Origin of the sequence: Streptomyces sp. CBMA156, from assembly GCF_014596515.1 — a bacterium.
Lineage (GTDB): Bacteria > Actinomycetota > Actinomycetes > Streptomycetales > Streptomycetaceae > Kitasatospora.
On the sequence record NZ_MSJQ01000284.1, the window covers coordinates 1 to 22,293 of the forward strand.

Sequence of the window (22,293 nt, forward strand, 5' to 3'; positions counted from 1 at the left end):
GACGGCCTGCGGCGGTGGAACGCGGCCGCGCCCGACGCCCTGGCCGCCGTCACCGCGAGCGCCGAACACGACGCGGCCGCGGCCCTGCTCGCCTGGGCGGAGGACGCCCGGGAGGACACCGCCCGCTCGCTCCTGCACGACCTGCACCGGCTGTTCACGCTGCGCCGGATCGACGCGCACGGGACGCTGCTGCTCGGCGCCGGAGAGCTGACGGCCGGCCAGGCGGCCCGGCTGCCCGGGTTGCAGGAACGATCCGTCGCACGACTGTCCGAGCACGCGCTCGCCCTGGTGGACGCCTTCGCCCTGCCCGATTCCTTCTACGCCCGGCGGCCCATCACCGGGCCCGGCTACCAGGAGGCGTTCGTCCACTCCGCCTGAGGCCGGGCCGGGGCCCCGGCCCGGCCACCGTCTCCCGGCTCAGCCGTCCAGTGCGCCCACCGTCTCCCGGGCCAGCTCCCGCGCCCGGGCGACGGTGGCCGTCAGCTCGGCCGCCGAACCGCCGGGCGCGCCCAGCAGGGCGCGGACGCGGGCGCCGAAGTCCGCCGGGGCGTCCGGGAGCCGGCCGGCGACGGCGAGGGCCCCCTTCTCGTTCAGGCACCAGCGGCGGTGGTGGGCGTACAGGGCCTGGGCCAGGACGCCGACGGCCCGGGACAGACAGAGCGAGACGTGCAGGACGTCGGCGCGGGCGGCGCTCTTGGCCGCGGTGTCGAGCAGGAAGCCGGCCTCCCAGGCGGCCGCGGTGAGGGCCTCGCGCAGCGGCTCCGGATAGTCGGCCGTCTGCCGCCTGAGATCCGTCAACTCGCCGGTGGGGTCGGCCAGGGGCTGCCCGAGGGCGACCTCGCCGGGGTAGCAGGGCGACCAGAAGCCGAGCGGGTGGCCGGCCTGCACCCCGACCTCGTAGCGGCCCTCGCGGCAGTCCGCCCACACCCGGCCGACCCGGTCGAGGTCCCGCAGGATCCAGTCCACCGCGACCCCGTCGACCTCCAGCCACGCCCCGCCGTTCACCCACGGACCCCAGCCGCCCGGGCCCGCCACCTCCACGCCGGGGCCGGCCAGCGCGCGCAGCCCGTCCAGGTCGAGGCCGCCCCGGTAGTACACCCCGAGGTCCCAGTCCGACTCCGGCCGCTCCTCGCCCCGCGCCCGGCTCCCGCCGAGCATCACCCCCACCACCCCCGGCACCCGGGCGAGCCGACCGGCCATGTCCTCGATGATCGCGCGCATGGGGAGAGTCTGGCAGGCGGCGCGGGGGACGGCCGGGGATTTCCCGGCCGACCGGCGCGTGCCGGAAGGGCCCTGCGGTCAGGGGGAGTTCGGGGCTGAGTCGGCGCTCGCGGAGGTGTACCCACTCCTCGCCACTCTCAACGTATAGCGCACGGAGGGCCTTGCCGCAAGGCCCCGGTGATGCCGCAGAATCACCGGCTTGAGGACGCAAACCGAAGGAACGGGGAGTCACGACGTGCGAGTGGTGTTGTCGACGTACGGGTCGCGCGGGGACGTCGAGCCGATGGCCGCGCTGGCGCTGCGGCTGAAGGACCTGGGCGCCGAGGTGCGGGTGTGCGCGCCGCCGGACGAGGAGTTCTCGACCCGGCTGGCCGAGGCCGGGGTGGATCTGGTGCCCGTCGGGCAGTCGGTGCGCGCGCTGGTCAGCGGCCCGCCCCCGGCGCCCGCGGACCTGCCCAAGCGGGCCGCCGCGCTGGTCGGGCAGTTCCACGCGGCGGTGCTCGGGGCGGCCGGACCGGGCGGCGCGGTGGTGGCCACCGGCCTGTTCCCCGCGGTGGCCGGCGCCCAGGCGGCGGCCGAGCGGCTGGGTGCCCGCTTCGTGTGCGTCGCCCTCCAGCCGACCATGCTGCCCTCCCCGCACCACCGGCCGTTCGAGTACCCGATGTTCCCGTACCCGGCGGAGGTGACCGACCTCCGGGAGCTGTGGAAGCTGAACATCGGGACGATGAACGCCCTGTTCGGGGCCGCGGTCAACACCCACCGGGCGGCGGTCGGGCTGTCGGAGCCCGACAACGTGCGGGACCACGTCCTCACCGGCCGGCCCTGGCTGGCCACCGACCCGCTGCTCGACCCGTGGCCGGGCCCGGGCGGGGCCGAGGACGGTGCGGGCGACGAGGCCTGGCCCGAGGTGGTGCAGACCGGCGCGTGGATCCTGCCGGACGAACGCCCGCTGCCCGCGGACCTGTCGGCCTTCCTGGCGGCCGGCGAGGCGCCGGTGTACGTCGGCTTCGGCAGCATGCCGCTGCGCGACGCCCCGGATGCCGCCCGGGCCGCCGTCGAGGCGGTCCGCGCGCAGGGCCGCCGGGTGCTGCTCGGCCGCGGCTGGGCCCGGCTGGCCGAGGTGGACGGGGCCGCGGACTGCTTCGTGGTCGACGAGGTCAACCAGCAGGCACTGTTCCCGCAGGTCGCCGCCGTCGTCCACCACGGCGGCGCGGGCACCACCACCACGGCCGCCCGGGCCGGCACGCCCCAGGTGCTGGTCCCGCAGATGGTGGACCAGCCGTACTGGGCCTCACGGGTCGCGGAGCTGGGCATCGGCGTCGCCCACAGCAGCGGCCGGACCCCGACCGCGGGCTCCCTCGCCATCGCCCTGCACCTGGCACTCACCCCCAGGACCCGCGAGCGCGCCGCCGCCCTCGCGGCCGGGATCCGCACGGACGGCGCGGAGCGGGCCGCGAAACTGCTGCTGGGCTGAGGAACGACGAGGAGTGGGAAGTCGGCCCGGCCGACTTCCCACTCCGTCAACCGCCGGCGGAAACGGCCTCCTGACCGACCACCGCACCCCGGGCACGCCGCAGGGCGAGATGCGTCGACCAGGCCAGGCCGAAGGTGAAGGGGGCCGCGGTGTCCTCCGGCGGGCCGGGGACGGCGGTGCAGACCGCCATGACCGCCGGCGGCACCCAAGGGGCGAGCACGACGCGCCGGAGGACGCCGCCGGGCCCGGACCGGGCCGTGGGCCTCGTGACGGAGGCCACGAAGGGGACCAGCAGCCCGGCCGCGGCGAGCGGGATCGTCAGGCCGGTGTGCTTCACCGCCTCGAAGACCGTCCAGGCGAGCAGCACCAGCCCCAGCCCGCCCCAACCGCACCGGGCGGCCCACCGCGCCACCCGCCCCACCGGAACCCCGTCAGTCGTCATGCCGCCATCCGAACACGGAACCGGATCGTCAGGAGACCGGTTCGGTCAGGTACTTGGCGCCGGCGTCCGGGAGCTTGGTGCCGTCCTTGTCGAAGAACTGCCAGGACGTCGCCCGCAGGGTGCCCGGGCGGGCCACCACCATCTCGCGGATGGGGGAGTCGGCCACGGTGACGAACGGCGGCTCGGTGGTGGAGCCGTCCGCCCAGGTCACCAGCACCCGGCCGACGTCCGGGCCGAGGGAGATCAGCACCACGTCGAGCGGGGCCACGGTGTCGCCCTTGCCCCGGTGGCCGACCAGGCCCCCGCCGAAGAGGGTCCGGTTGCGCGGGTCGAGCTTGCCGGGGGCCGCCTGGGCGCCTGCGGAGTCGTGGCTCAGCCGCACCCCGTCCACCGTGAAGTAGACGTTGGTGACGTCGGAGTCCGGCTGCCAGTACCGCTGGACGAACTCCTCCGTCGGCTTGGACACCGCCGAGTCGTACTTGCTGCGCTCCTCCCACACCGCCGTCGCCTGTTCGAACGCCCGCTCCTTCGGGGCCACCGGCCACAGGGCCTCCCACAGCTGCCACTGCTTGCCGTCCGGGGTGCTGCCCTGGCCCAGCAGCACCCGTACGGGGACGAACGGGTCGCGCACGGCGGAGGCGGTCGGGGTGGCGCTCGCCGCCGGCTGGAGCACGGCGCCGACACCCGCCGGACCGATCTCCCGGGCGGGTGCCCGGTCCGGGCGCAGCTGCGCCACCGCCCCGACACTCAGGGCCATCACCGAGGCCAGCGCCAGCGTGCCGACCACGGTGCGGCGGCGCTGCCGCAGCCTCCGGCCGCCCGCCACGATGTCCGCCACCGGCGCCTGGCCGATCCGCGCGCCCGCCGCGGCCTCGGCCAGGCCGAGCCCCACCCACACGTCCTTGCCGTCCGCCATGTCCGCCCCCACGCCGTCCGGGTCCGTACCGTTCCTCATGCCGCTCCTCCGATGTGTGTCGTGTCCTTGAGCTCCACCAGCGCCGAGACCTGCCGCAGCCGCGCGATGCCCTTCGCGGCGTGGCTGCGCACCGCGCCCACCGAGCACCCCATGGCCGCCGCCGTCTGGCTGTCGCTCAGGTCCTCCCAGTGCCGCAGCACCACCGCCTCGCGCTGCCGCGGCGGCAGGGTGGCCAGCGCGGCCAGCAGGGCCCCGCGCTGGTCGGAGCGGGCGAAGCCGTCCTCCACCCGGGCCGCGTCCGGCACCGCGTCCACCAGCAGCTCCGGCGGCCGGCGGCGCCAGCGGCGCGCGTGCTGGTTGACCAGGATCCGTCGCACGTAGGCGTACGGATCGTCGGCCCTGCGCACCTTCGACCAGGCCGCGCAGGCCTTCTCCGCGGCGGACTGCACCAGGTCCTCGGCCGCGTACTGCTCGCCGGCCAGCAGGTACGCCGTCCGCACCAGACGCGGCCAGACCGCGACGATGAACGCCTGGAACCCTTCGTCCCGAACACTCTTCGCTTCTCCCATGAGCACCTCCTTCATCCGTCCAGAGCCCGGGGCGGCCGGAAACGCTTACCGGTGCCGCCAAGACCGTCTCCGGGGCGGGGCCCTCATCCGGGCGGGGCCTTCATCAGGGAGGTACGGGCGGGCGGGGTGCCGCGGGTCGGTGGGGCGGTGGCGCGGAGGGCCGGCGGTGCGGGGCCGGTGGTGCGGGGCCGGCGGAAACCGCTTGGGGAACGGCAGCCGGGGCACTACCATCCGCCGGATGATCATTTCTCATGACGTGGCGGGCAGCGGGCCCGCCGTCGTGCTGCTGCACTCCTCGGTGTGCGACCGGCGGATGTGGGACGCCCAGTGGCAGCCGCTGGTCGACGCCGGGTACCGGGTGGTCCGCTGCGACTTCCACGGCTTCGGCGACACGCCGCTCTCCGACGTCCCGTACAGCGACACCGGGGACGTCCTCGCCCTGCTCGACCACCTGGGCATCGAGACCGCCGCCCTGGTCGGCGCCTCCCACGGCGGCCGGATCGCGCTCACGGCGGCGGCGCTGCGCCCCGAGGCGGTCACCGCGCTGGCCCTGCTCGGGGCGGGCATGCCGGGGCACCGGCCCAGCGACACCCTGCGCGCCTTCGGCGGGCGCGAGGACGAGCTGATCGAGGCCGGGGAGATCGACGCGGCCGTCGAGCTGAACGTCGGGTCCTGGCTCGGCCCGGAGGCCGACGAGGAGACCCGGGCGAAGGTCCGCCGGATGCAGCGGCACGCCTTCGACGTCCAGCTGGAGGCCACGGTCGGCCCCGACCGCGAGGACGTCGACCTCGGCCGGATCACCGCCCCCACCCTGGCCGTGTCCGGCGCCCACGACTTCCCGGACTTCCGCGAGATCGCCGCCGCCCTCCCCGGCCTCCTCCCCGACGCCCGTCACAGGGAACTCCCCTGGGCCGGCCACCTCCCCAGCCTGGAGCGCCCGGCCGAGACCACCGAGCTGCTGCTCGCCTTCCTGCGCGAAGCCGTCCCGGCCGCGCCGTAGCGTCCGGCGACCGGTCTGGCAGGCGTTCCGGCGGCAACCGGAAAAGCCGGGACTCGAACGGGTGTCGGGAGCCATGATGGCTGGGTGCACTTCACCTCGGAATCCAGCGCGGACGGCGTGACCCAGCGCCGTTTCACCCTCGACGGCGTGCCCGGTGTGCTCTGGCAGCCGGACGGACCACCCCTCGGCGGGCGGCCGTTGGTGCTGCTGGGGCACGGCGGCGGTCAGCACAAGCTGGGGCCCGGGGTGGTGGACCGGGCCGGGCGCTGCGTGCGGCTCGGGTTCGCGGCGGTGTCCTTGGACGCGCCCGGGCACGGGGAGCGGTCGCGCAGCGCGCAGGACGAGCGGTTCGCCACCGAGATAGGGGAGTTGATCGCGGCGGGCCGGCCGGTCAGCGCCTGGGTGGCGCGGCACACGGCGGCGGTCGCGGAGCGGGCGGTGCCGGAGTGGGTGGCCGTGCTGGATGCGCTGGACTCCCTGGATTCACTGGAGGAGGCGGGCAGGGAGGCGGGCGGCCTCGGGCCGGTCGGCTACTGGGGGCTGTCGCTGGGGAGCGTGATCGGCATCCCGCTGGTGGCGGCCGAACCGCGCATCGTCGCCGCGGTGTTCGGGCTGACGGGCCACGCGTCGCAGACGGCGGCGGCCGAGCGGGTCGGCGTGCCGGTGGAGTTCCTCCTCCAGTGGGACGACGAACTGGTCCCGCGGGCGGGGGCGCTGGCGCTGTTCGGCGCGCTGGGTTCGCGCGACAAGACGCTGCACGCCGGTCCGGGCGGCCACCTGGACGTGCCGGAGCTCGAACTGGCTTCGTCCGAGCGGTTCCTGGCCCGGCATCTGATCCGGTCGAGCTGACCGCCGGCGCCGGCGCCGGCTACGCCAACCGTCAGTAAAACTTCGCAAAGGATTTCTCCCTGCAACGGTCGTGACGGGCGCCTGATTCAACAGATTGTTGCAGCTCAGCGCCCCGGTGGTCACCTTCCGTGGATTTGGCATGACCCGTCGTGCTCCCTGGACTTCGCATTCCGCAGGAGTACGGTTCCGGAGGAATCGCCGGGGCCTGCTTCCGGGCATGCCGGCCGTACCGGAAATTGGTGCGCGGGATGGGTCAGCAAGAGGGTGGGGAGAGCGCCTCGGTGGCGGCTCGTCCGATATCGGGCAGGGTGGTCGCGGAAGTCCTCCGGGGCGTCGCACAGGTCGATTTCATGCCGTCCGTCGTGTGCGGGTTCTTCTTCGTGGCCGCACTGTTCGCCGCCGACTGGCGGTACGGCCTCTACGGGCTGCTGGGCAGCGCCGTCTCCACCGCCGTCGCGTACGGGCTCGGGCTTGACCGGGCGGCCGTCGGGGCGGGGCTGCACGGGTACAACGGGTGCCTGGTGGCGCTGGGTTGCGCGGTCCTCCTGGGGGCCGGGCACCCGGCGACGGTCGCGGTGGCGGTCCTCGGGGCCGCCGTCGCCGTGGTGGTCACGGCGGGACTCGGGGCGCTGCTCGCCACCTGGCGGCTGCCCGCGCTGACCGCGCCGTTCTGCCTGGTCGCGACGGCCGTCACGGTCGCCGCCCCCGGATTCCGGCGGCTGTGGCACGGCGAGGCAGCACCCGCCGCCCTGCCGGTCCAGGCCACCGGGCCGACCGGGCTGAGCTGGGACCAGCTCTGGCACGGGTTCTTCGCGAACGTCGGTCAGGTCTTCCTCGTGCCGCAGTGGTACGCCGGTCTGCTCTTCCTGGCCGGACTGTTCGCGGCCGGCCGCCTCGCGGGCCTGATGGCCTGCGCGGGCAGCGCCACCGGGCTGCTCACGGCCTGGGTGTTCGGCGCGCCCGGTGAGGCGGTCGGCCAGGGGCTGCTCGGGTACAGCGGCGTGCTGGTGGCCCTCGCGCTGTGCGGGGTGTTCCTGGCGCCCGACGGCTGGAGCGCGGCGTACGCCCTGGCCGGCGCGGCCGCCGCGACCGTCCTGACCCCGGCGCTCGGCGCGGTCTCCGCGCCCTTCGGCGGCCACGCCTTCACCTGGCCGTTCGTGCTGACCACGATGCTGTTCCTGGCGGCGGTTCCGGCCGTCCCGCGCCTGCGCCGGGTGTGAACGCGCTGCCGGCTCACCGCAGTTCCCGTCATCCCGGCAATCCCCGCAATCCCGTAATCCCCGGACTTCCCGCGCTCCCGTACGTCCTGCATTCCATCGGATTCCCGGAAAGGAAGAGTGATGACCCGTGAATCTCTCGCCGCGTGAGATGGACAAGCTGTACATCTACGTCGTGGCCGACCTGGCCCGCAAACGCCGTGACCGCGGCGTCAAGCTGAACTACAGCGAGGCCTGCGCGCTGATCAGCGAGGCGATCATGGAGGGCGCCCGGGACGGCCGCACCGTCGCCGAGTGCATGGAGATCGGCAAGCAGGTCGTCGGCGGCGAGGACGTCATGCCGGGCGTGCGCGAGATGCTCCCGCTGCTCCAGGTCGAGGCGGCGTTCCTGGACGGGACCAAGCTGGTCTCCTGCCACGACCCGGTCGGTGCCTGAGCGATGACCCGGCCCCAGACCGCCACCGTGGTGCTGGCCGGCGGGCACGAGAGCGACGCCGGGCGGGACCTCGCGGCCCTGGCCACGGCCGGAGCCGCCCCCTCCGGCGGCGTCCACACCGTTGCCGTCCGCTCCGCCACCGTCCATGCCGTCGCCACCGCCGGCCGTCCGCTCACCGAGGCCGTCCGCTCGGCGCTCGGCGCGGCGGGCGACGGACCGGTGTGCGTCGTCCCGATGACGCTCGGCCGCGACCCCGCCCTGATCGCCGACACCGCCAGGGCGCTGCGCTGGCTGGCCGCCGGGGAGGGCCACGGTCGGCTCACCCTGACCGCCCCCTTCGGCACCGCCGGCCACCTGATCGGCTGGCTGCGCGCCGCCGCCGGCACCGCCCCGGAGGACGCGGTGCTGGTCACCGCCCCGGCGGCCGGACCGTTCGAGGACGCCGAGCTGTACCGGATCGCCCGCCTCGCCCGCCAGTACGGCCGGCACCGCTGGGTGGAGGTCGCCTTCGAGGGCGGCGACCCCGACCCGGCCGAGGGCGCCGAACGCTGCCGGCTGCTCGGTGCCCGCGAGGTGACGGCAGTCCCGGCCTCCTTCGGTCCGGCCCTGCGCACCGCGCTGCCCGGAGTCCGGGACGGTGGCCCGCTGCTGCGGCCGTCCGCCGTCGCCGGGGTGGTCGCGGCCCGGACGGCGGCTGCGCTGCACCTGCTCGGGCACGGGGAGGACGGCATCCTGGCGGGTCTCGACGCCGAGCACGGGCACGGCTACGCGCACAGCCACGGGCACGCGCACGGCGACGGGCACGTCCACAGCGACGGGCACGTCCACACGCCCCACGCCCCCCACGCGCACACCCCCCACTGAACCGACAGAGAGGAAGGCCAGCCATGTCCGGTGGTGCCGCATACCTGTACGGCGACGACCCGGTGGAGATCAACGCCGGCCGCGCCAAGGCCACCGTCACGGTCAGCAACACCGGTGACCGGGCGATCCAGGTCGGTTCCCACTACCACTTCTTCGAGGCGAACCCCGCCCTCGACTTCGACCGCGACGCCGCCCTCGGCAAGCACCTGGACATCCCGGCCGGCACCGCCGTGCGGTTCGAGCCGGGGGACACCAGGGACGTCACGCTCGCCGAGTTCGGCGGGCACCGCCGCCTGGTCGGCTTCGCCGGGCTCGTGGACGGCGGCATCACCGCCCCCGCCACCCGCGCCCGCGCCGCCGACCGGGCCGTCGCCCTGGGCTTCAAGGGCGCCGGCCGTGACCACAGGACGGACCCGCGGGGGGAGTTCCGCCCGGACACCCGCCCGGACACCCGTCCGGAATCCGACCCGGAGACCCGTCCGGAGACCCGCCAGGAAGGCGACCGCTGATGGCCATCCTCTCCCGCAGGCAGTACACCGACCTCTTCGGCCCCACCGTCGGCGACCGCTTCCACCTCGCCGACACCAACCTCGTGGTCGAGGTCGAACAGGACTTCAACCAGGGCCACTACGGCGACGAGGCCGTCTACGGCGGCGGCAAGGCCATCCGTGACGGGATGGCCCAGGACCCGGCCGCGACCTCCGCGCAGGGCGCGCTGGACCTGGTCGTCACCAACGTGGTGGTGCTGGACCCGGTGCTCGGCGTGGTCAAGGGCGACATCGGCGTCAAGGACGGCCTCATCGTCGCCGTCGGCAAGGCCGGCAACCCGCACACCCAGAGCGGCGTGCACCCGCGGCTGGTGATCGGCCCCGGCACCGAGGTGATCTCCGGCGAGCACCTGATCGCCACCGCCGGCGGCATCGACACCCACATCCACTTCATCGCCCCGCAGCAGGTGCAGGAGGCGCTGAGCAACGGCATCACCACCCTGATCGGCGGCGGCACCGGACCGTCCGACGGCACCAACGGCACCACCTGCACGCCCGGACCGTGGAACATCCACCGGATGTACCAGGCGGTCGAGGACCTGCCGGTCAACGTCGGCCTGCTGGGCAAGGGCAACGGCTCGCTGCCCGGCGCGCTGCGCGAGCAGGTCGAGGCGGGCGCGTGCGGCCTCAAGGTGCACGAGGACTGGGGCAGCACCCCGGCCGCGATCGACAGCGCGCTGGGTGTCGCCGACGAGTACGACGTGCAGGTGGCCATCCACACCGACACCCTCAACGAGTCCGGCTACTTCGAGGACACCCTGTCCGCGATCGACGGCCGCACCATCCACACCTTCCACACCGAGGGCGCGGGCGGCGGCCACGCCCCCGACATCATGCGGATCGCCGGCGAGCCCAACGTGCTGCCGTCCTCCACCAACCCCACCCTGCCCTACACCGTCAACTCGGTGGACGAGCTGCTGGACATGGTGATGGTCTGTCACCACCTCAGCCACAGCATCCCCGAGGACGTCTCCTTCGCCGACTCCCGGGTCCGCGCCGAGACCATCGCCGCCGAGACGGTGCTGCACGACGAGGGCGTCATCTCGATCCTCTCCTCCGACTCGCAGGCGATGGGCCGGATCGGCGAGTCCTTCACCCGCGCCTTCCAGACCGCCCACCACTGCAAGGACCAGCGCGGCAGGCTGGCCGGCGACAGCGAACGCAACGACAACGTCCGCGTCCTGCGCTACCTCGCCAAGCTCACCATCAACCCCGCGCTCGCCTCCGGCACTGCCGACCACATCGGCTCGCTGGAGCCCGGCAAGCTCGCCGACATCGTGCTCTGGCCGATCAACTCCTTCGCCGCCAAGCCGAAGATGGTCATCAAGGGCGGCGTGATCAACTGGGCGCTGATGGGGGACCCGAACGCCTCGCTGCCCACCCCGCAACCGGTCTACTACCGCCCGATGTTCGGCCAGTACGGGCGGACCAGGCAGGCCACCCGGGTGTCCTTCATGTCCCAGGCCGCGGTGGACCTCGGCGTTCCGGCCCGACTCGGCCTGGAGAGCCGGGTGCTGCCGGTGCGGCGGTGCCGCTCGGTCGGCAAGCAGCACATGGTGCGCAACGACGCGCTGCCGAGGATCGTGGTCGACCCGGAGACGTACAGGGTCACCCTGGACGGCGAACCCGCCACCATCGAGCCGGCCCGCGAGCTGCCGCTCAACCACCTCTTCTACCTCGCGTGAGCACTCCGGTGGGCGGCGCGGGCGGCGCGGGCAGCGCGGGCAGCTCCGGCAGCGCTGGCAGCGTCGGCAGCGCAGGCACCGACGTGCCGGCGGACGGCCTGGACGCCCTGCTGGTCTGCCTCCAGCTGACCGACTCGGCCTTCCCCAGCGGCTTCTACACCCTCTCGCACGGCCTGGAGGGCTACGCCCAGGCCAAGGCCGTCACCCCGGACACCCTGCCCGACCTGCTCGCCGACCTGCTGCGGTACGGCGTGGGCCCGTCCGACGCCACGGCGCTGGTCCTGGCCCACCGGGCCGCCACCACTGGCGACTGGCGCCTGCTCGCCGAGACCGACCAGCGGCTGCACGCGACCAGGCTCAACCGCGAGCTGCGGCTGGCCGCCACCCGGACCGGACGCCAACTCCTGGACATCGCCCGGGAGTCGATCGGCGGCGAGGCGCTGGACCGGTACGCCGCACTGGTGGCGGAGAAGCGGGCCCCCGGCTGCCAGCCGGTGGCGGCCGGGGTGGCGTACGCCTCGGCCGGCGTCCCGGCCGAACAGGCCGTCACCAGCGACCTGTTCGCGTTCTGCAGCAGCTTCACCGGCGCCGCGCTGCGGCTGCGGCTGACCGACCACCGCAGGGCGCAGACGGTGCTGCGGGCCGCCGCCCCGGTGATCCGGGAGGTCGTCTCCGCCGCCCTGGAACGGGACCTGGCCGACCTCGGCGGCTGCGTGCCGGTCGCGGACGCCATGTCCGGGCGGCACGAACGGGCGGAGGCCCGGCTGTTCATGAGCTGATCCCCCCATGTTTCGCACAACGTACGACCGGAGGAGGAGAGTTGACCGAGAACGTGCTCCGCGTGGGCATCGGTGGGCCGGTGGGTTCCGGCAAGACGGCGCTGATCGAGGCGCTCGTCCCGGTGCTGATCGCCCGAGGCCACCGCCCGGCGGTCATCACCAACGACATCTACACCCAGGAGGACGCCCAGCACGTGCGGCGCACCCTGGCCGGGGTGCTGGACCCCGAGCGGGTGGTCGGCGTGGAGACCGGCGCCTGCCCGCACACCGCCGTCCGGGACGATCCGACGATGAACCTCGCGGCCGCCGCCGAGATGCTGGAGCGCTTCCCTGACGTCGACACCCTGCTGTTCGAGTCCGGCGGCGACAACCTGACGCTGACCTTCAGTCCGGTGCTGGTGGACCTCTTCCTCTTCGTCCTCGACACCGCCGAGGGCGAGAAGATGCCCCGCAAGCGCGGCCCCGGCATCACCGAGTCGGACCTGCTGGTCATCAACAAGACCGACCTCGCCCCGTACGTCCGCGCCGACCTCGGGGTGATGGAGTCCGACGCCCACCGGGTGCGCGAGGGCGGGCCCGTGGTGCTCACCAACTGCCTGATGGGGGAAGGGCTGGAGGAGATCGCGGCTTTCCTGGAGACCTTCCGCAAGGTCCCGGCGTGACGGCTTCCCCTTCGTTCCCGATCGCGACGGCGTCCCGGCTGGATCCCCGGACGGACGCCCGGCTCGACCCCCGGCACTACGAGCCGGACCGCGTCCCGGCCGAGGTCCTGAGGTACGCCGGGACGCCCGACACCCTCGCGGTCGGACGTCCCGGCAAGGTCGGGCTGCTGGAGCTGGCCTTCGAGGAGGTCGGCGGGCGCACCGAACTCACCGGCCACTACCAGAAGTCGCCGTTGCAGATCATGCGCCCGCTGTACTTCGACCCGGCCCGCCCCGACCTGGCCGTCACCTTCCTGATGTCCACCGGCGGCGGCATCCTCCAGGCCGACCGGCTCCGCACCGACCTGCGGTGCGGGGCCGGCACGGCCGTCCACCTGACCACCCAGGCGGCCACCAAGGTCTACCGGATGGAGCACGACTACGCGACGCAGCTGGTCAACCTGACGGCCGGGCCCCGCGCCTACGTCGAGTACCTGCCCGAGCCGGTGATCCCCTTCGTCGACTCGCGCCTCTACCAGCGGACCGTCCTCACCGTCGACCCGGCCGCGACGGTGCTGGCCGGCGAGACCGTCCTGGCCGGCCGGCTCGCCAGGGGCGAGCGCAACGCCTACCGGGTGTTCGCCTCGGACCTCGAAGTGCGGCGCCCGGACGGCGGGTTGGTGGCCCTCGACACGGTGCGGCTGGTGCCCGCGCGGGCCGGGTCCGGGGCCGGCGGCGGGGCCGGGGGCGCGGGCGTCACCGGCCCGGCGGTGCTGGCCGGGCACGACGTGATGTCCAGCCTGTACGTGCTCAGTCCGCTCGCCCCGGCGGCCCGGATCGCGGACATCCTGCACGAGGCGGTGGCCGGGCACGGGTGGCCGGGCGGCGACCTGCTGTACGGGGTGAGCGTGCTGCCGCAGGACAGCGGAGCCTGGCTGCGGCTGCTCGGTTCCGACACCAGGGCTTGCGCCGCCGCTCTGCGCGCCGCCTGGGACGCGGTCCGGCGGCTGCTGATCGGGGTGCCGGCGCCGGAGTTGCGGAAGACGTAGCGCCCGCCGGCTCAGACGCCGGCGGACTCCGGCCCGGCCCCGGGCCTGAGGGAGTCCGCCGGGCCGGACCCGATGGCCGCCAGACGGGCGACCTGCCGGTGACCGAGTTCGACCGTGCGGTTCATGTGCCGTAGCAGGAAGTCGAGTTCGGCGTCGGTGTCCTCGGCGAAGACGGCCGTCCAGTCGGTGGACAGCTCACGCCACACCGCCCCGAAGCGCTCCAGGGCCTCGGGGCGGACCGCGACGAGCATCCGGCGGCGGTCCGCCTCGTCCCGCTGCCGGGCGACCATCCCGGCCTTCTCCAGCCGGTCGACCAGCCGGGTGGCCGAGCCGCTGGTCAGCCCGGTCAGCTCGGCGATCCGGCCGGTGGTGACCGGGCCGTCCTCCAGGGTGAGCAGGTTGAGGCACTGGACGTCGGTCGGGTGCATGCCCAGGTGGTCGGCGACGGCCTGGTTGAACAGCACGTACGAGGCCAGGTAGCGGCGCGAGACCGGCCACAGCCGGGCCATCAGTTCGTCGCGGGTGGTCGTCATGGGGGAAGGGTAACCGGCCGCCCGTTAATTACTTGCGCGGCACAGAGATCTCTCTCTAGGTTATCTGCATGACGCAGATGATCGAGCCCTCCCTTCCCACCGCCGTTCCCCTTGCCCTTCCCGCCGCCCTGCCCGTCGCCGTCACCGGAGCCACCGGCGCCCAGGGCGGCGCCACCGCCCGCGCACTCCTGCGCACCGCGCGGCCCGTCCGCGCCCTCACCCGTGACCCCGGCTCGCCCGCCGCCGCCGAACTCGCCGCGCTCGGTGCCGAGGTGGTCCGCGCCGACTTCGACGACCCGGCCTCGCTCGCCGCCGCACTCGACGGCGCCGGCGCGCTGTTCGCGATGTCCACCCCGTTCGGCACCGACCTCGACACCGAGATCCGCCAGGGCACCGCGCTGCTCGACGCCGCCCGGGCGGCCGGCACCGTCCGGCACGTCGTCTTCAGCTCCGCCACCAACGCCGACCGCTCCACCGGCATCCCGCACTTCGAGAGCAAGCACCGCATCGAACGGCACCTGACGGGCCTCGGCCTGCCCTGGACCGTCCTCGGCCCGGCCGCCTTCATGGACAACTACGCCGACGACTGGACCCTCGAATCCCTCCGCGACGGCGTCTTCCACCTCCCCATGCCGCCCGGCGTCCCGCTCCCCGTGATCGCCGCCGCCACCATCGGCGCCTTCGCCGCCCACGTCCTCGCCCGGCCCGGCGCCTACGCGGGCAGGCGCATCGACATCGCCTCGCAGTGGCGCACCGGCGAGCAGATCGCCGCCGCCATCGGTGCGGCGAGCGGTCGCGCCGTCCGCTTCGAGGAGGTGCCGCTGTCGGTCGTGGCCGGCTACTCCGAGGACCTCGCCACGATGTTCCGGTACTTCCGGGAGCCAGGGCTCGACATCGACACCGCCGCCCTGCACGCCGGACACCCCGCCATCGACTGGCAGCCCCTGGAGGCCTGGGCGGCGGCCCGCTCCTGGGACCTCTGAGGAGGCGGGCCGGCCTGTCGGAGGCGGAGGCCAGGTTCTCCATGTATGAACGATGCCGGACTCTCTTCACTCCTGGCCGGATGTGCCGCCCGCTGCCCCTACCCCGGGGCCTGGCAGGAGGGGCCGTTGACGGAACGCGCGGTCGACGGGGTGCGGTACGCCCTGGTCGCGGTGGATCCCGAGGTGAGTGCCCTCGGGGTGCGGCGGGAGGACGGCTCGCTGTGGTGCCTGCCGGAGGGCGGCGAACCCCAGCTGGTGAACTCCGGCGTCGAGGCGTTCGTCGCCTTCACCCGCGCCTGCGAGGAGGCCGCCGCCGAGGCCGACGCGTACGACGGCCCCGGTGCGGGGCCGGGCGAGGGGCCGGAGGGGAACGAGGCCGTGGACCTGGCCGAGCGGGCCGCCGACGAGCTCACCGAAGCGTTGCCGGAGCGGTTCGCGGCGCTCGACGCCGAGGCCGTCGCCGACGAGAACGCCTTCTGGTGCGTCGCGGCGGAGGAGCTGGGCTACGGCATGAGCGTGTGACCCGCGCCCCGCGTCCCGCGGCCACGGCGCGTCACTGCCCCAGCCGCTCCACGAACTTGCGCTGCCACGGGGTCTCGACGGCGTGCCGGCTGTAGTGCTCGCGCACGTAGGCCACCGCCTCGGCGGCCGGGACGCCGTCCAGGACGGCGATGCGGGCGAGGGCGGTGCCGGTGCGGCCGCGGCCGCCGGCGCAGGCGAGTTCGACGCGTTCGGTGGCCGAGCGCTCCCAGGCCTCGCGGAAGGCGTCAGCGGCGTCCGCGCGGTCGGCGGGGAGGCGGAAGTCGGGCCAGCGCACCCAGCGGCTCGGCCAGTCGACGGTCGGCGGGCGGCCCAGCAGGTAGAGGCCGAAGGCCGGCGGCGGGCCCGGCGGCAGTGGGCGGCTGAGGCCGCGGCCGCGCAGCAGCCGGCCGGAGGGCAGCCGCAGGATGCCGGGGGCGGCCGGGTCCCAGGTGGTCGGGTCGGAGGTGGTCGGGTCGGGCACGGGGTCTCCTCTCGGGGCGGGGTGTTCAGGATGCCGCGTGCAGTCCGACCGGCCCGCGCGGCAGTCCGGCGCGGTGGGCCAGGGCGGCGGCCTCGCCGCGTGAGGAGACGCCGAGCTTGGCGAGGATGTTGGCGACGTGGAACTTCACCGTCGACTCGCTGATGTGCAGCGTCGCCGCGATGTCCCGGTTGCGGCGGCCCAGGGCCAACTCGTCGAGGACCTCCAGCTCGCGCGGCTGGAGGCCGTCCAACGGGTCCCCGGCGAGGGAGGGTTCGGGCAGGGCGAGCGGGAGGTCGACGGTCACCGTGGTGCCCCAGCCGGGCACGGCCTCGACGCCGTGGCGTCCGCCGAGGGCGGTGATGCGGTCGACGGTGCGGTGGACGGTGAGGGCGTCGGTGGCGAGCAGGCCGAGGCCGTCGCCGCGCACCACGGCGCGCAGCAGGCCGTCGGCCGTGAACCGCCAGCTCACGTGCAGCCGGGTCGGCTTCTCCTGCTCCAGCATCAGCAGCACGGCCGCCCGGACGGCGTCGCGGGCGGTGTGCGCGGTGTCCGTGGGGACGGACCGGTCGGCCTCCGCCGGCGGCGCGACGTCGAGGCGGACCCGGGTGTGCCGCAGCAGCGGGCGCAGCTCGCGCACCAGCCGGGCGAAGGCGGTGTCGGCGGGCTGCTCGCTGAGGGTGCGGTCCAGTTCGGCGCTCCGGCGCAGGTCGAGCAGTGCGGTGACGGCCAGCTCGGTGGCGTGGCGGCGGGCCGTGGCGTCGTCCAGGTCGGCCGAGCGCAGCGGCGCCAGGATCGCGGTGAGTGCCGCGCTGTGGGTGCCGGTGAACTCGGCGATGGCGCGGGCGCGGCCGTTGGCGGAGGCGCGGGAGGCGGCGGTCTGGGTGGGGGCGGCGTCGGTGGCACGGTGGTCGGAGTGGGCGATGACCAGGTCCCACAGCTGTTGCAGGACGGCGAGCGCCCCGGGTGCCACCGGCGCGGTGTCCGACCGGACGAGGACCAGGACGGCACCGTTGTCGTCGCCCGGCGTGGCCGCGGTGACCACCAGCGGCCGGGGCCGTCCGGCGAGTTCGGCCTCGCCCTGCCAGGGGAGGCCGGCCGAGGTCGTCCCGGCGGCGCGTTCGGCCAGCCGGGACAGGTCCAGCGCGCTGATCGCCCCGGTCAGCTCGGACGGGCCGCAGCTGCGGGTGGGGCTGAACGTGCAGACGCCGCTGAGCTGGGCGAGCGCCGTGTGCGGGACGAGGGTGGCGAGCACCTCGGACAGCCGCGGCAGGACGTCGGGCCGGGGAGCGCGCAGCACCTCGACGGCGCGGGCCAGCGCGTCCTCGGGGCGCCGCCAGGCCTCGGGTGTGCCGTCCCTGCCGGTCGTGCCGCCCCTGGCAGTCGTGCCGTCCGTGCCGTCGATGCCGTCCATGCGGCCCAGCCTAGTTCGGGTGCCGTCGATCCCGCCTGGCCGTTCGGACAGGTCGAACCGTCCGAAGGACCGGCTGGTCGTGCCCGCCCCCGGTTCCAGGATGGAGGTGTCGGGAGACACCAACTCCCCTGGAACCGAAGGGCCTTCCATGACCAAGGCGATCTCCTACTCCGAGTTCGGCGGCGCGGACGTACTGCGCCTGACCGACATCGACCTGCCCGTCCCCGGCCCCGGTCAGGTGCGGGTCGCGGTCCGCGCGGCGGGCGTCAACCCGGCGGACCGCAGGCTGCGCACCGGCGAGCTGGCCGGGCTGTTCCCGTTCACGTTCCCCATCGTGCCGGGCTTCGAGGTGTCCGGTGTGGTCGAGGCCGTCGGAGCCGGGGTGAGCGGCTTCGCGCCCGGCGACGAGGTGTTCGGCGCGCCGATGGGCGGCGGCTACGCCGAGCACGCGGTGGTGGACGTGGCGAGGCTGGCGCACAAGCCCGCCACGCTGGGCTGGGAGGAGGCCGTCGCGATCCCGACGGCCGCCGAGACCTCCGAGCGGGCCCTCGACGTCCTCGGCGTGCGGCCCGGCGAGACGCTGCTGGTGCACGGCGCCGCCGGCGGGGTGGGCACTGTGCTGCTCCAGTTCGCCCGGGCGCGCGGGATCACCGTGGTCGGCACCGCGAGCGAGCCGAACCACGCGCACCTGCGGGAGCTCGGCGCGATCCCGGTGACGTACGGCGAGGGCCTGGCCGAGCGGGTGCGGGCGGCCGCCCCGGGCGGGGTGGACCGGGCGCTGGACGCGGCCGGGCGGGGCGGGGTGCTGCCGTTGTCGATCGAGCTGACGGGCAGTGCGGACCGGGTGCTGACGATCGCCGACATCGAGGGCGCGCAGGAGCACGGCGTCCGTTTCAACGGCGGGGCCGAGGGCGTCGAGCCCTACCACCGGAGCGCCTACGCGGCCGCGCTCGCCCTGCACGAGGCGGGCACCCTGCGGCTGCCGCTGCACCGGGTGTTCCCGTTGGCGGAGGCGGCCGAGGCGCACCGGGTCAGTGAGGCCGGGCACGTGCGCGGCAAGATCGTGCTGACGGTCTGACAGCCGTCCGCCGCCCGGTTGCCGGGTCGGCCTCCGCCCACCCTGCCCCGCCTTGATCACCTATGACCGTTTTGCGTAAGCCTTGCCATTTCCGTACGGTTTCATCCGTTCGGAGTAATTCGGCAGGCGGGCGCGCCGTGAACACGGCGGTGGGCCGTTCGGCCGACATGCGGTCCCTCGAACGGTCGACCAGGGTTGGCCGGACGTGGGCGGCACCGATCCGCCTGCCCTGACGGTCAGGAGGACCAGGCGTATGGGTGGAACGGACAGGCGGGCGGTGATCGGCGAGTTCCTCGGGACTCTGCTGCTGGTGCTGCTGGCGGTGGGCGCGGCCGTGCTCGCGGGGCAGGCGATCGGCCCGGTGGGCATCGCGTTCGCGTTCGGCTTCGTGCTGCTCGCGCTCGCGTACGCGCTGGGGCCGATCTCCGGCTGCCACGTCAACCCGGCGGTGACGCTCGGCTTCCTGCTGGCCCGCCGGATCGACGCGCGCACGGCGGTGTCGTACTGGATCGCGCAGCTGCTCGGCGGCATCGCCGGCGCGGCACTGGTCCTGCTGCTGGCCAAGCAGATACCGGGCCTGGAGACCCACGGCAAGCTCGGCACCAACGGCTGGGGCGAGCGCTCCCAGATGCACATCAACGCCGGCGGCGCGTTCCTGACCGAGGTCGTCCTCACCTTCCTGCTGGTCTACGTCGTCCTGTCGGTCACCCACCGGCTGGCCGCGGTCGGCTTCGACGGGCTGCCGATCGGCGTCGCGCTGGTGGTCGTCCACCTGGTCGGCATCCCGCTCACCGGCACCTCGGTCAACCCGGCGCGCAGCTTCGGCCCGGCGCTCTTCGCGGGCGGCGAGGCGCTCTCGCAGCTGTGGCTGTTCCTGCTCGCCCCGCTGGTCGGCGGCGCGCTGGCGGCGGGTGCGCACCTGCTCACCCACCCGCAGCCCAACCTCCCCGTGGCGGAGGCGCTGGCCACGGACGCGCGGGTGTAGCTCCCGCGGTCCAGCCGGCAGCGACGGCAGCGACGGCCGGACCGTACCGACGGTCCCGGCCGTCGCTGCCGTCGTTTCCTCCAGGCGACTTTCGAGCCGCCGACCGGCCGGATCCGGCGCCCCGGCCGAAGGGCCCCCGCTCCCGCCCGCCCGCTGGGTAGAGTCGCCGCCATGGTGACTGTGAACGCGGGAACCCCCGCGGCCGGGCGGCTGGCCGGCCGCTCCTGTGTGGTGACGGGCGCGGCCAGTGGCATCGGGCGGGCCACCGCCGAACGATTCGTCCGGGAGGGCGCGTCGGTGGTCGCCACCGATGTGGACGAGGCCGGGCTGGACCGGCTGGCCGGGCAGTTCCCGGGCGCCGTCAGCACGGTGGTCGGCGACGTGGCCGACGACGCGGACGCCCGCCGGATGGTGGCCGCCGCCGTCGAGCGGCACGGGCGGCTGGACGTCCTGGTGGCCAACGCCGGGGTCATCCCGCTGATGGAGATCACCGAGGCCACCGCCGAGGACTGGGACCACGTGATGGCCGTGGACGGCCGCGGCATGTTCCTCACCTGCAAGTACGCGATCGAGGCGATGACCGCGCAGGAGCGGCCCGGCGGCTCGATCGTCTGCCTCTCCTCCATCTCCGGTGAGGCCGGCCAGCGCGGCCAGGCGGTGTACGGGCCCGCCAAGTTCGTCGCCTCCGGCCTCACCAAGCACCTCGCCGTCGAGTGGGCCGACCGCGGCATCCGGGTCAACGCCGTCGCCCCCGGCACCATCACCACCGAGCGCGTCGCCCGGCTGTACGACGAGCCCGGCGGCTCCGAGTACCTCGCGGCGATCGAGAAGCTGCACCCGATGGGCCGGCTCGGCGACCCGGCCGAGGTCGCGGCCGCCGTCCTCTTCCTCGCCTCCGACGACGCGTCCTTCGTCACCGGGGTCGTGCTGCCGGTGGACGGTGGGTACCTGGCGCAGTAGGGCGGTCGTGCGGTCGTGCGGTCGGTGACGTCGGGCAGCCGTACGGTCGGTGCTACGGCCGGCCGGGGAGGCCGGGCTCCGCCGCGAGCAGCTCGACCAGGGCGGACACCCCCTCCGGCCCGTGCCCGGCCGCGACCGCCCGCCGGGTGAGCGCCAGCGCCGCGTCCAGTACGGAGGTGTCCAGGCCGCGCGCCCGGGCGGTGTGGGCGATGTGCGCCAGCCCGGCCTCCGCGGAGGCGAGGCTGCTCCGGTCGCCCGGGTGCCGGCGCTCGTCCGCGCGCCGGGCGAAGTCGTCGATCAGCGGCGGCAGTATGCGTGGCAACCCCTGGGCGTACGGCGCGAGTTCGGCGCCGCCGATGCCCTCGGCACGGGCCAGGGCCAGGGCGTGCAGCCAGCCGTGCACGGTGGTCCAGAACAGGTCGAGCAGGGCCGCGTCGAAGGCCGCGGCCCGGCCCGGGTCCGCGCCCACGTGCCGTACGGTGCCCAGCGCCCGCAGCGTCGCCGTGTGGGCGGCGAAGACCTCGGCGTCGCCGCTCAGCAGGACGGTACCCTCCGGGCGGCCGATGGTCGGGGTGGGGGTGAGGATCGCGGCGGCCAGGAGGTCGAAGCCCCGGGCCTCGGCGTCGACGGCGTTCGCCCGTGCGTCGCCCGGCGCGATCGAGGTGGCGTTGACGACGGTCCGGCCGCGCAGCGCGGGCCCGGTGGTCTCCAGCACGGCCCGGGCGGCCGGTTGGTCGCGGACGCAGAGCAGGACGAGCGGGGCGTCCGCCACCGCCTCGGCGGCGCTCACGGCCGACCGCGCGCCGAGGGCGAGGAGCTCGGAGTCCCGGCCCGGCGTGCGGTTCCACACGGCGACCGGATGGCCGGCGGCCCGCAGCGCCCCGGCCAGCGCCCGGCCCATCGGGCCCAGGCCCAGCACGGCAACGGCGGTACGGGTGGGGTTGGTTGAGGAAGATCGTTCGTTCGGCATGGCGGTTACGCTAGAGCTTCACGCCGACGGCAGGGTCAAGGCGGAGGGCCGCGACGGAGCAGCGCGAGGCAGAGCCGGCGCGGAGAGTCCGGGTGGAAGGTCCAGGCGGACGTGTGGCCACAGGAGGTACCGCGATGCGGATCGGAGAACTCGCCCGGCGGGCCGGCGTCACCCCGCGCGCCCTGCGCTACTACGAGGAACAGGGGCTGCTCGCCCCCGAGCGCCGCCCCAGCGGCTACCGCGAGTACGGCGAGCGGGACGTGGAGACCGTCCGCGGCATCCGCACCCTCCTCGCGGCCGGCCTCAACAGCACCGTGATCGCCGAGGTCCTCCACGGCTTGCCGCTCCCCGGGCAGCGGCGGCCCGGCCCGACCTGCCCGGAACTGCTCGCGGGCCTGGCCGGGGAACGCGCCCGGATCACCCGGCGGATGGACGAACTCGGCGAGGCCGTGACCCTGTTGGACGCCATCATGGGTGCGGAGGAGCCGAGCGAGGTGATCCGCTCCGGCCGGCTCCAGGCCGGGGGCCGGGCGTTCGCAGGGGATCGGACGTCCGTCGGTGACCAGGCGTCCGTCGGCGACCGGACGTCCAGCGCGGACGTGACGCCCGTCGGGGCCCGCCGCCCGCGGCCGGTGGCGCGGAAACTCGATGGCGTGCGTTCCCGTGCCGTGCTGGAGTGA

General features: G+C 74.9%; 26 protein-coding genes. 18 read left to right on the plus strand and 8 right to left on the minus strand.

All coding sequences use genetic code 11. The features are described 5' to 3' along the window. Positions 1 to 378 (plus strand): acyl-CoA dehydrogenase (locus tag BU198_RS24240; RefSeq protein WP_317620298.1); only part of this gene is annotated, 378 nt, incomplete at its 5' end. Between the two features lie 39 nt (positions 379 to 417). On the opposite strand, the gene BU198_RS24245 is transcribed toward BU198_RS24240, so the two are convergent. After that, positions 418 to 1,221: a DUF4037 domain-containing protein gene (locus tag BU198_RS24245; protein WP_188298975.1), complete on the minus strand. Its 804-nt coding sequence runs from the start codon at positions 1,219 to 1,221 to the stop codon at positions 418 to 420. Between the two features lie 235 nt (positions 1,222 to 1,456). On the opposite strand from BU198_RS24245, the gene BU198_RS24250 reads away from it, so the two are divergent. Beyond that, positions 1,457 to 2,695 carry a glycosyltransferase gene (locus BU198_RS24250; protein WP_188298976.1) on the plus strand — a complete coding sequence of 413 codons (1,239 nt, stop codon included), beginning with the start codon at positions 1,457 to 1,459 and terminating at the stop codon, positions 2,693 to 2,695. 46 nt (positions 2,696 to 2,741) lie between these two features. Here the strand turns inward: BU198_RS24250 and BU198_RS24255 are convergent, their stop codons facing one another. From BU198_RS24255 to BU198_RS24265, 3 genes are read right to left on the minus strand one after another with little or no spacing between them, the layout of a single operon-like run. Then, complete coding sequence (locus BU198_RS24255; protein WP_188298977.1) at positions 2,742 to 3,137, minus strand: hypothetical protein; 396 nt, start codon at positions 3,135 to 3,137, stop codon at positions 2,742 to 2,744. A gap of 28 nt (positions 3,138 to 3,165) precedes the next feature. Next, positions 3,166 to 4,092, minus strand: coding sequence for a hypothetical protein (locus BU198_RS24260; protein ID WP_188298978.1), 927 nt, complete (start codon positions 4,090 to 4,092; stop codon positions 3,166 to 3,168). Next, on the minus strand, positions 4,089 to 4,622 hold the full coding sequence (locus tag BU198_RS24265; RefSeq protein WP_188298979.1) for a SigE family RNA polymerase sigma factor: 534 nt from the start codon (positions 4,620 to 4,622) through the stop codon (positions 4,089 to 4,091). Before BU198_RS24265 ends, BU198_RS24260 begins: the two co-directional genes overlap by 4 nt. 238 nt (positions 4,623 to 4,860) lie before the next feature. Here BU198_RS24265 and BU198_RS24270 point away from each other — a divergent pair, with 238 nt between their 5' ends. The 10 genes from BU198_RS24270 (at position 4,861) to BU198_RS24315 (ending at position 13,690) form a co-directional block, all read left to right on the plus strand. Next, positions 4,861 to 5,622, plus strand: coding sequence for an alpha/beta fold hydrolase (locus BU198_RS24270; RefSeq protein ID WP_188298980.1), 762 nt, complete (start codon positions 4,861 to 4,863; stop codon positions 5,620 to 5,622). 84 nt (positions 5,623 to 5,706) lie between these two features. Further along, positions 5,707 to 6,471, plus strand: coding sequence for an alpha/beta hydrolase (locus tag BU198_RS24275; RefSeq protein WP_188298981.1), 765 nt, complete (start codon positions 5,707 to 5,709; stop codon positions 6,469 to 6,471). A gap of 248 nt (positions 6,472 to 6,719) precedes the next feature. Further along, positions 6,720 to 7,691, plus strand: coding sequence for an urea transporter (locus BU198_RS24280; protein WP_188298982.1), 972 nt, complete (start codon positions 6,720 to 6,722; stop codon positions 7,689 to 7,691). A 127-nt stretch (positions 7,692 to 7,818) separates the two neighbouring features. Beyond that, on the plus strand, positions 7,819 to 8,124 hold the full coding sequence (locus BU198_RS24285) for an urease subunit gamma (protein WP_188298983.1): 306 nt from the start codon (positions 7,819 to 7,821) through the stop codon (positions 8,122 to 8,124). A 3-nt stretch (positions 8,125 to 8,127) separates the two neighbouring features. Further along, complete coding sequence (locus BU198_RS24290; RefSeq protein ID WP_188298984.1) at positions 8,128 to 8,988, plus strand: hypothetical protein; 861 nt, start codon at positions 8,128 to 8,130, stop codon at positions 8,986 to 8,988. Positions 8,989 to 9,011: 23 nt separating this feature from the next. Further along, positions 9,012 to 9,497, plus strand: a complete 486-nt coding sequence (locus BU198_RS24295) for an urease subunit beta (protein ID WP_188298985.1) — start codon at positions 9,012 to 9,014, stop codon at positions 9,495 to 9,497. Beyond that, positions 9,497 to 11,221, plus strand: coding sequence for an urease subunit alpha (gene ureC / locus BU198_RS24300; RefSeq protein WP_188298986.1), 1,725 nt, complete (start codon positions 9,497 to 9,499; stop codon positions 11,219 to 11,221). Before BU198_RS24295 ends, ureC begins: the two co-directional genes overlap by 1 nt. 83 nt (positions 11,222 to 11,304) lie before the next feature. Next, the gene (locus tag BU198_RS24305; RefSeq protein ID WP_188299009.1) at positions 11,305 to 12,000 is read left to right on the plus strand and encodes an urease accessory protein UreF; all 696 of its coding nucleotides are present in this window, start codon (positions 11,305 to 11,307) and stop codon (positions 11,998 to 12,000) included. A 41-nt stretch (positions 12,001 to 12,041) separates the two neighbouring features. Further along, a complete protein-coding gene (gene ureG / locus BU198_RS24310) occupies positions 12,042 to 12,662 on the plus strand; it encodes an urease accessory protein UreG (RefSeq protein ID WP_188298987.1) in 621 nt (206 codons plus the stop codon). Continuing rightward, positions 12,659 to 13,690: an urease accessory protein UreD gene (locus BU198_RS24315; protein WP_411293226.1), complete on the plus strand. Its 1,032-nt coding sequence runs from the start codon at positions 12,659 to 12,661 to the stop codon at positions 13,688 to 13,690. The genes ureG and BU198_RS24315 overlap by 4 nt, the downstream gene beginning before the upstream one ends. Positions 13,691 to 13,701: 11 nt before the next feature. On the opposite strand, the gene BU198_RS24320 is transcribed toward BU198_RS24315, so the two are convergent. Next, entirely contained in the window at positions 13,702 to 14,223 is a 522-nt protein-coding gene (locus BU198_RS24320) for a MarR family winged helix-turn-helix transcriptional regulator (RefSeq protein WP_188298988.1), read from the minus strand. Positions 14,224 to 14,291: 68 nt separating this feature from the next. Between BU198_RS24320 and BU198_RS24325 the strand changes: the two genes are divergently transcribed. After that, positions 14,292 to 15,206, plus strand: a complete 915-nt coding sequence (locus BU198_RS24325; protein ID WP_223244867.1) for an NmrA family NAD(P)-binding protein — start codon at positions 14,292 to 14,294, stop codon at positions 15,204 to 15,206. 126 nt (positions 15,207 to 15,332) lie between these two features. Continuing rightward, a complete protein-coding gene (locus BU198_RS24330) occupies positions 15,333 to 15,728 on the plus strand; it encodes an SUKH-4 family immunity protein (protein WP_223244868.1) in 396 nt (131 codons plus the stop codon). A 31-nt stretch (positions 15,729 to 15,759) separates the two neighbouring features. Here BU198_RS24330 and BU198_RS24335 read toward each other — a convergent pair whose 3' ends face one another. Beyond that, positions 15,760 to 16,209 carry a protein phosphatase gene (locus BU198_RS24335; protein WP_188298990.1) on the minus strand — a complete coding sequence of 150 codons (450 nt, stop codon included), beginning with the start codon at positions 16,207 to 16,209 and terminating at the stop codon, positions 15,760 to 15,762. A 25-nt stretch (positions 16,210 to 16,234) separates the two neighbouring features. After that, positions 16,235 to 17,620: a LuxR C-terminal-related transcriptional regulator gene (locus BU198_RS43915; protein WP_188298991.1), complete on the minus strand. Its 1,386-nt coding sequence runs from the start codon at positions 17,618 to 17,620 to the stop codon at positions 16,235 to 16,237. A gap of 148 nt (positions 17,621 to 17,768) precedes the next feature. Here BU198_RS43915 and BU198_RS24345 point away from each other — a divergent pair, with 148 nt between their 5' ends. The 3 genes from BU198_RS24345 to BU198_RS24355 all read left to right on the plus strand — a co-directional run bounded on the left by BU198_RS24345 (position 17,769) and on the right by BU198_RS24355 (position 20,643). Beyond that, on the plus strand, positions 17,769 to 18,698 hold the full coding sequence (locus BU198_RS24345; RefSeq protein ID WP_188298992.1) for an NADP-dependent oxidoreductase: 930 nt from the start codon (positions 17,769 to 17,771) through the stop codon (positions 18,696 to 18,698). A 253-nt stretch (positions 18,699 to 18,951) separates the two neighbouring features. Beyond that, complete coding sequence (locus BU198_RS24350) at positions 18,952 to 19,683, plus strand: MIP family channel protein (protein WP_188298993.1); 732 nt, start codon at positions 18,952 to 18,954, stop codon at positions 19,681 to 19,683. Between the two features lie 171 nt (positions 19,684 to 19,854). Beyond that, positions 19,855 to 20,643 carry an SDR family NAD(P)-dependent oxidoreductase gene (locus BU198_RS24355; RefSeq protein ID WP_188298994.1) on the plus strand — a complete coding sequence of 263 codons (789 nt, stop codon included), beginning with the start codon at positions 19,855 to 19,857 and terminating at the stop codon, positions 20,641 to 20,643. A 52-nt stretch (positions 20,644 to 20,695) separates the two neighbouring features. Here BU198_RS24355 and BU198_RS24360 read toward each other — a convergent pair whose 3' ends face one another. Further along, positions 20,696 to 21,613: an NAD(P)-dependent oxidoreductase gene (locus BU198_RS24360; RefSeq protein WP_188298995.1), complete on the minus strand. Its 918-nt coding sequence runs from the start codon at positions 21,611 to 21,613 to the stop codon at positions 20,696 to 20,698. 134 nt (positions 21,614 to 21,747) lie between these two features. On the opposite strand from BU198_RS24360, the gene BU198_RS44300 reads away from it, so the two are divergent. Then, positions 21,748 to 22,293, plus strand: a complete 546-nt coding sequence (locus tag BU198_RS44300) for a MerR family transcriptional regulator (RefSeq protein WP_188298996.1) — start codon at positions 21,748 to 21,750, stop codon at positions 22,291 to 22,293.

Coding starts and splice junctions, on each gene's coding strand:
- BU198_RS24280 (WP_188298982.1), top strand. CDS start 6,720: ATGGGTCAGCAAGAGGGTGGGGAGAGCGCCTCGGTGGCGGCTCGTCCG.
- BU198_RS24355 (WP_188298994.1), top strand. CDS start 19,855: ATGGTGACTGTGAACGCGGGAACCCCCGCGGCCGGGCGGCTGGCCGGC.
- BU198_RS24350 (WP_188298993.1), top strand. CDS start 18,952: ATGGGTGGAACGGACAGGCGGGCGGTGATCGGCGAGTTCCTCGGGACT.
- BU198_RS24245 (WP_188298975.1), bottom strand. CDS start 1,221: ATGCGCGCGATCATCGAGGACATGGCCGGTCGGCTCGCCCGGGTGCCG.
- BU198_RS24265 (WP_188298979.1), bottom strand. CDS start 4,622: ATGGGAGAAGCGAAGAGTGTTCGGGACGAAGGGTTCCAGGCGTTCATC.
- BU198_RS43915 (WP_188298991.1), bottom strand. CDS start 17,620: ATGGACGGCATCGACGGCACGGACGGCACGACTGCCAGGGGCGGCACG.
- BU198_RS24295 (WP_188298985.1), top strand. CDS start 9,012: ATGTCCGGTGGTGCCGCATACCTGTACGGCGACGACCCGGTGGAGATC.
- BU198_RS24360 (WP_188298995.1), bottom strand. CDS start 21,613: ATGCCGAACGAACGATCTTCCTCAACCAACCCCACCCGTACCGCCGTT.
- BU198_RS24270 (WP_188298980.1), top strand. CDS start 4,861: ATGATCATTTCTCATGACGTGGCGGGCAGCGGGCCCGCCGTCGTGCTG.
- BU198_RS24320 (WP_188298988.1), bottom strand. CDS start 14,223: ATGACGACCACCCGCGACGAACTGATGGCCCGGCTGTGGCCGGTCTCG.
- BU198_RS24260 (WP_188298978.1), bottom strand. CDS start 4,092: ATGAGGAACGGTACGGACCCGGACGGCGTGGGGGCGGACATGGCGGAC.
- BU198_RS44300 (WP_188298996.1), top strand. CDS start 21,748: ATGCGGATCGGAGAACTCGCCCGGCGGGCCGGCGTCACCCCGCGCGCC.
- BU198_RS24255 (WP_188298977.1), bottom strand. CDS start 3,137: ATGACGACTGACGGGGTTCCGGTGGGGCGGGTGGCGCGGTGGGCCGCC.
- BU198_RS24345 (WP_188298992.1), top strand. CDS start 17,769: ATGACCAAGGCGATCTCCTACTCCGAGTTCGGCGGCGCGGACGTACTG.
- BU198_RS24325 (WP_223244867.1), top strand. CDS start 14,292: ATGACGCAGATGATCGAGCCCTCCCTTCCCACCGCCGTTCCCCTTGCC.
- ureC (WP_188298986.1), top strand. CDS start 9,497: ATGGCCATCCTCTCCCGCAGGCAGTACACCGACCTCTTCGGCCCCACC.
- BU198_RS24290 (WP_188298984.1), top strand. CDS start 8,128: ATGACCCGGCCCCAGACCGCCACCGTGGTGCTGGCCGGCGGGCACGAG.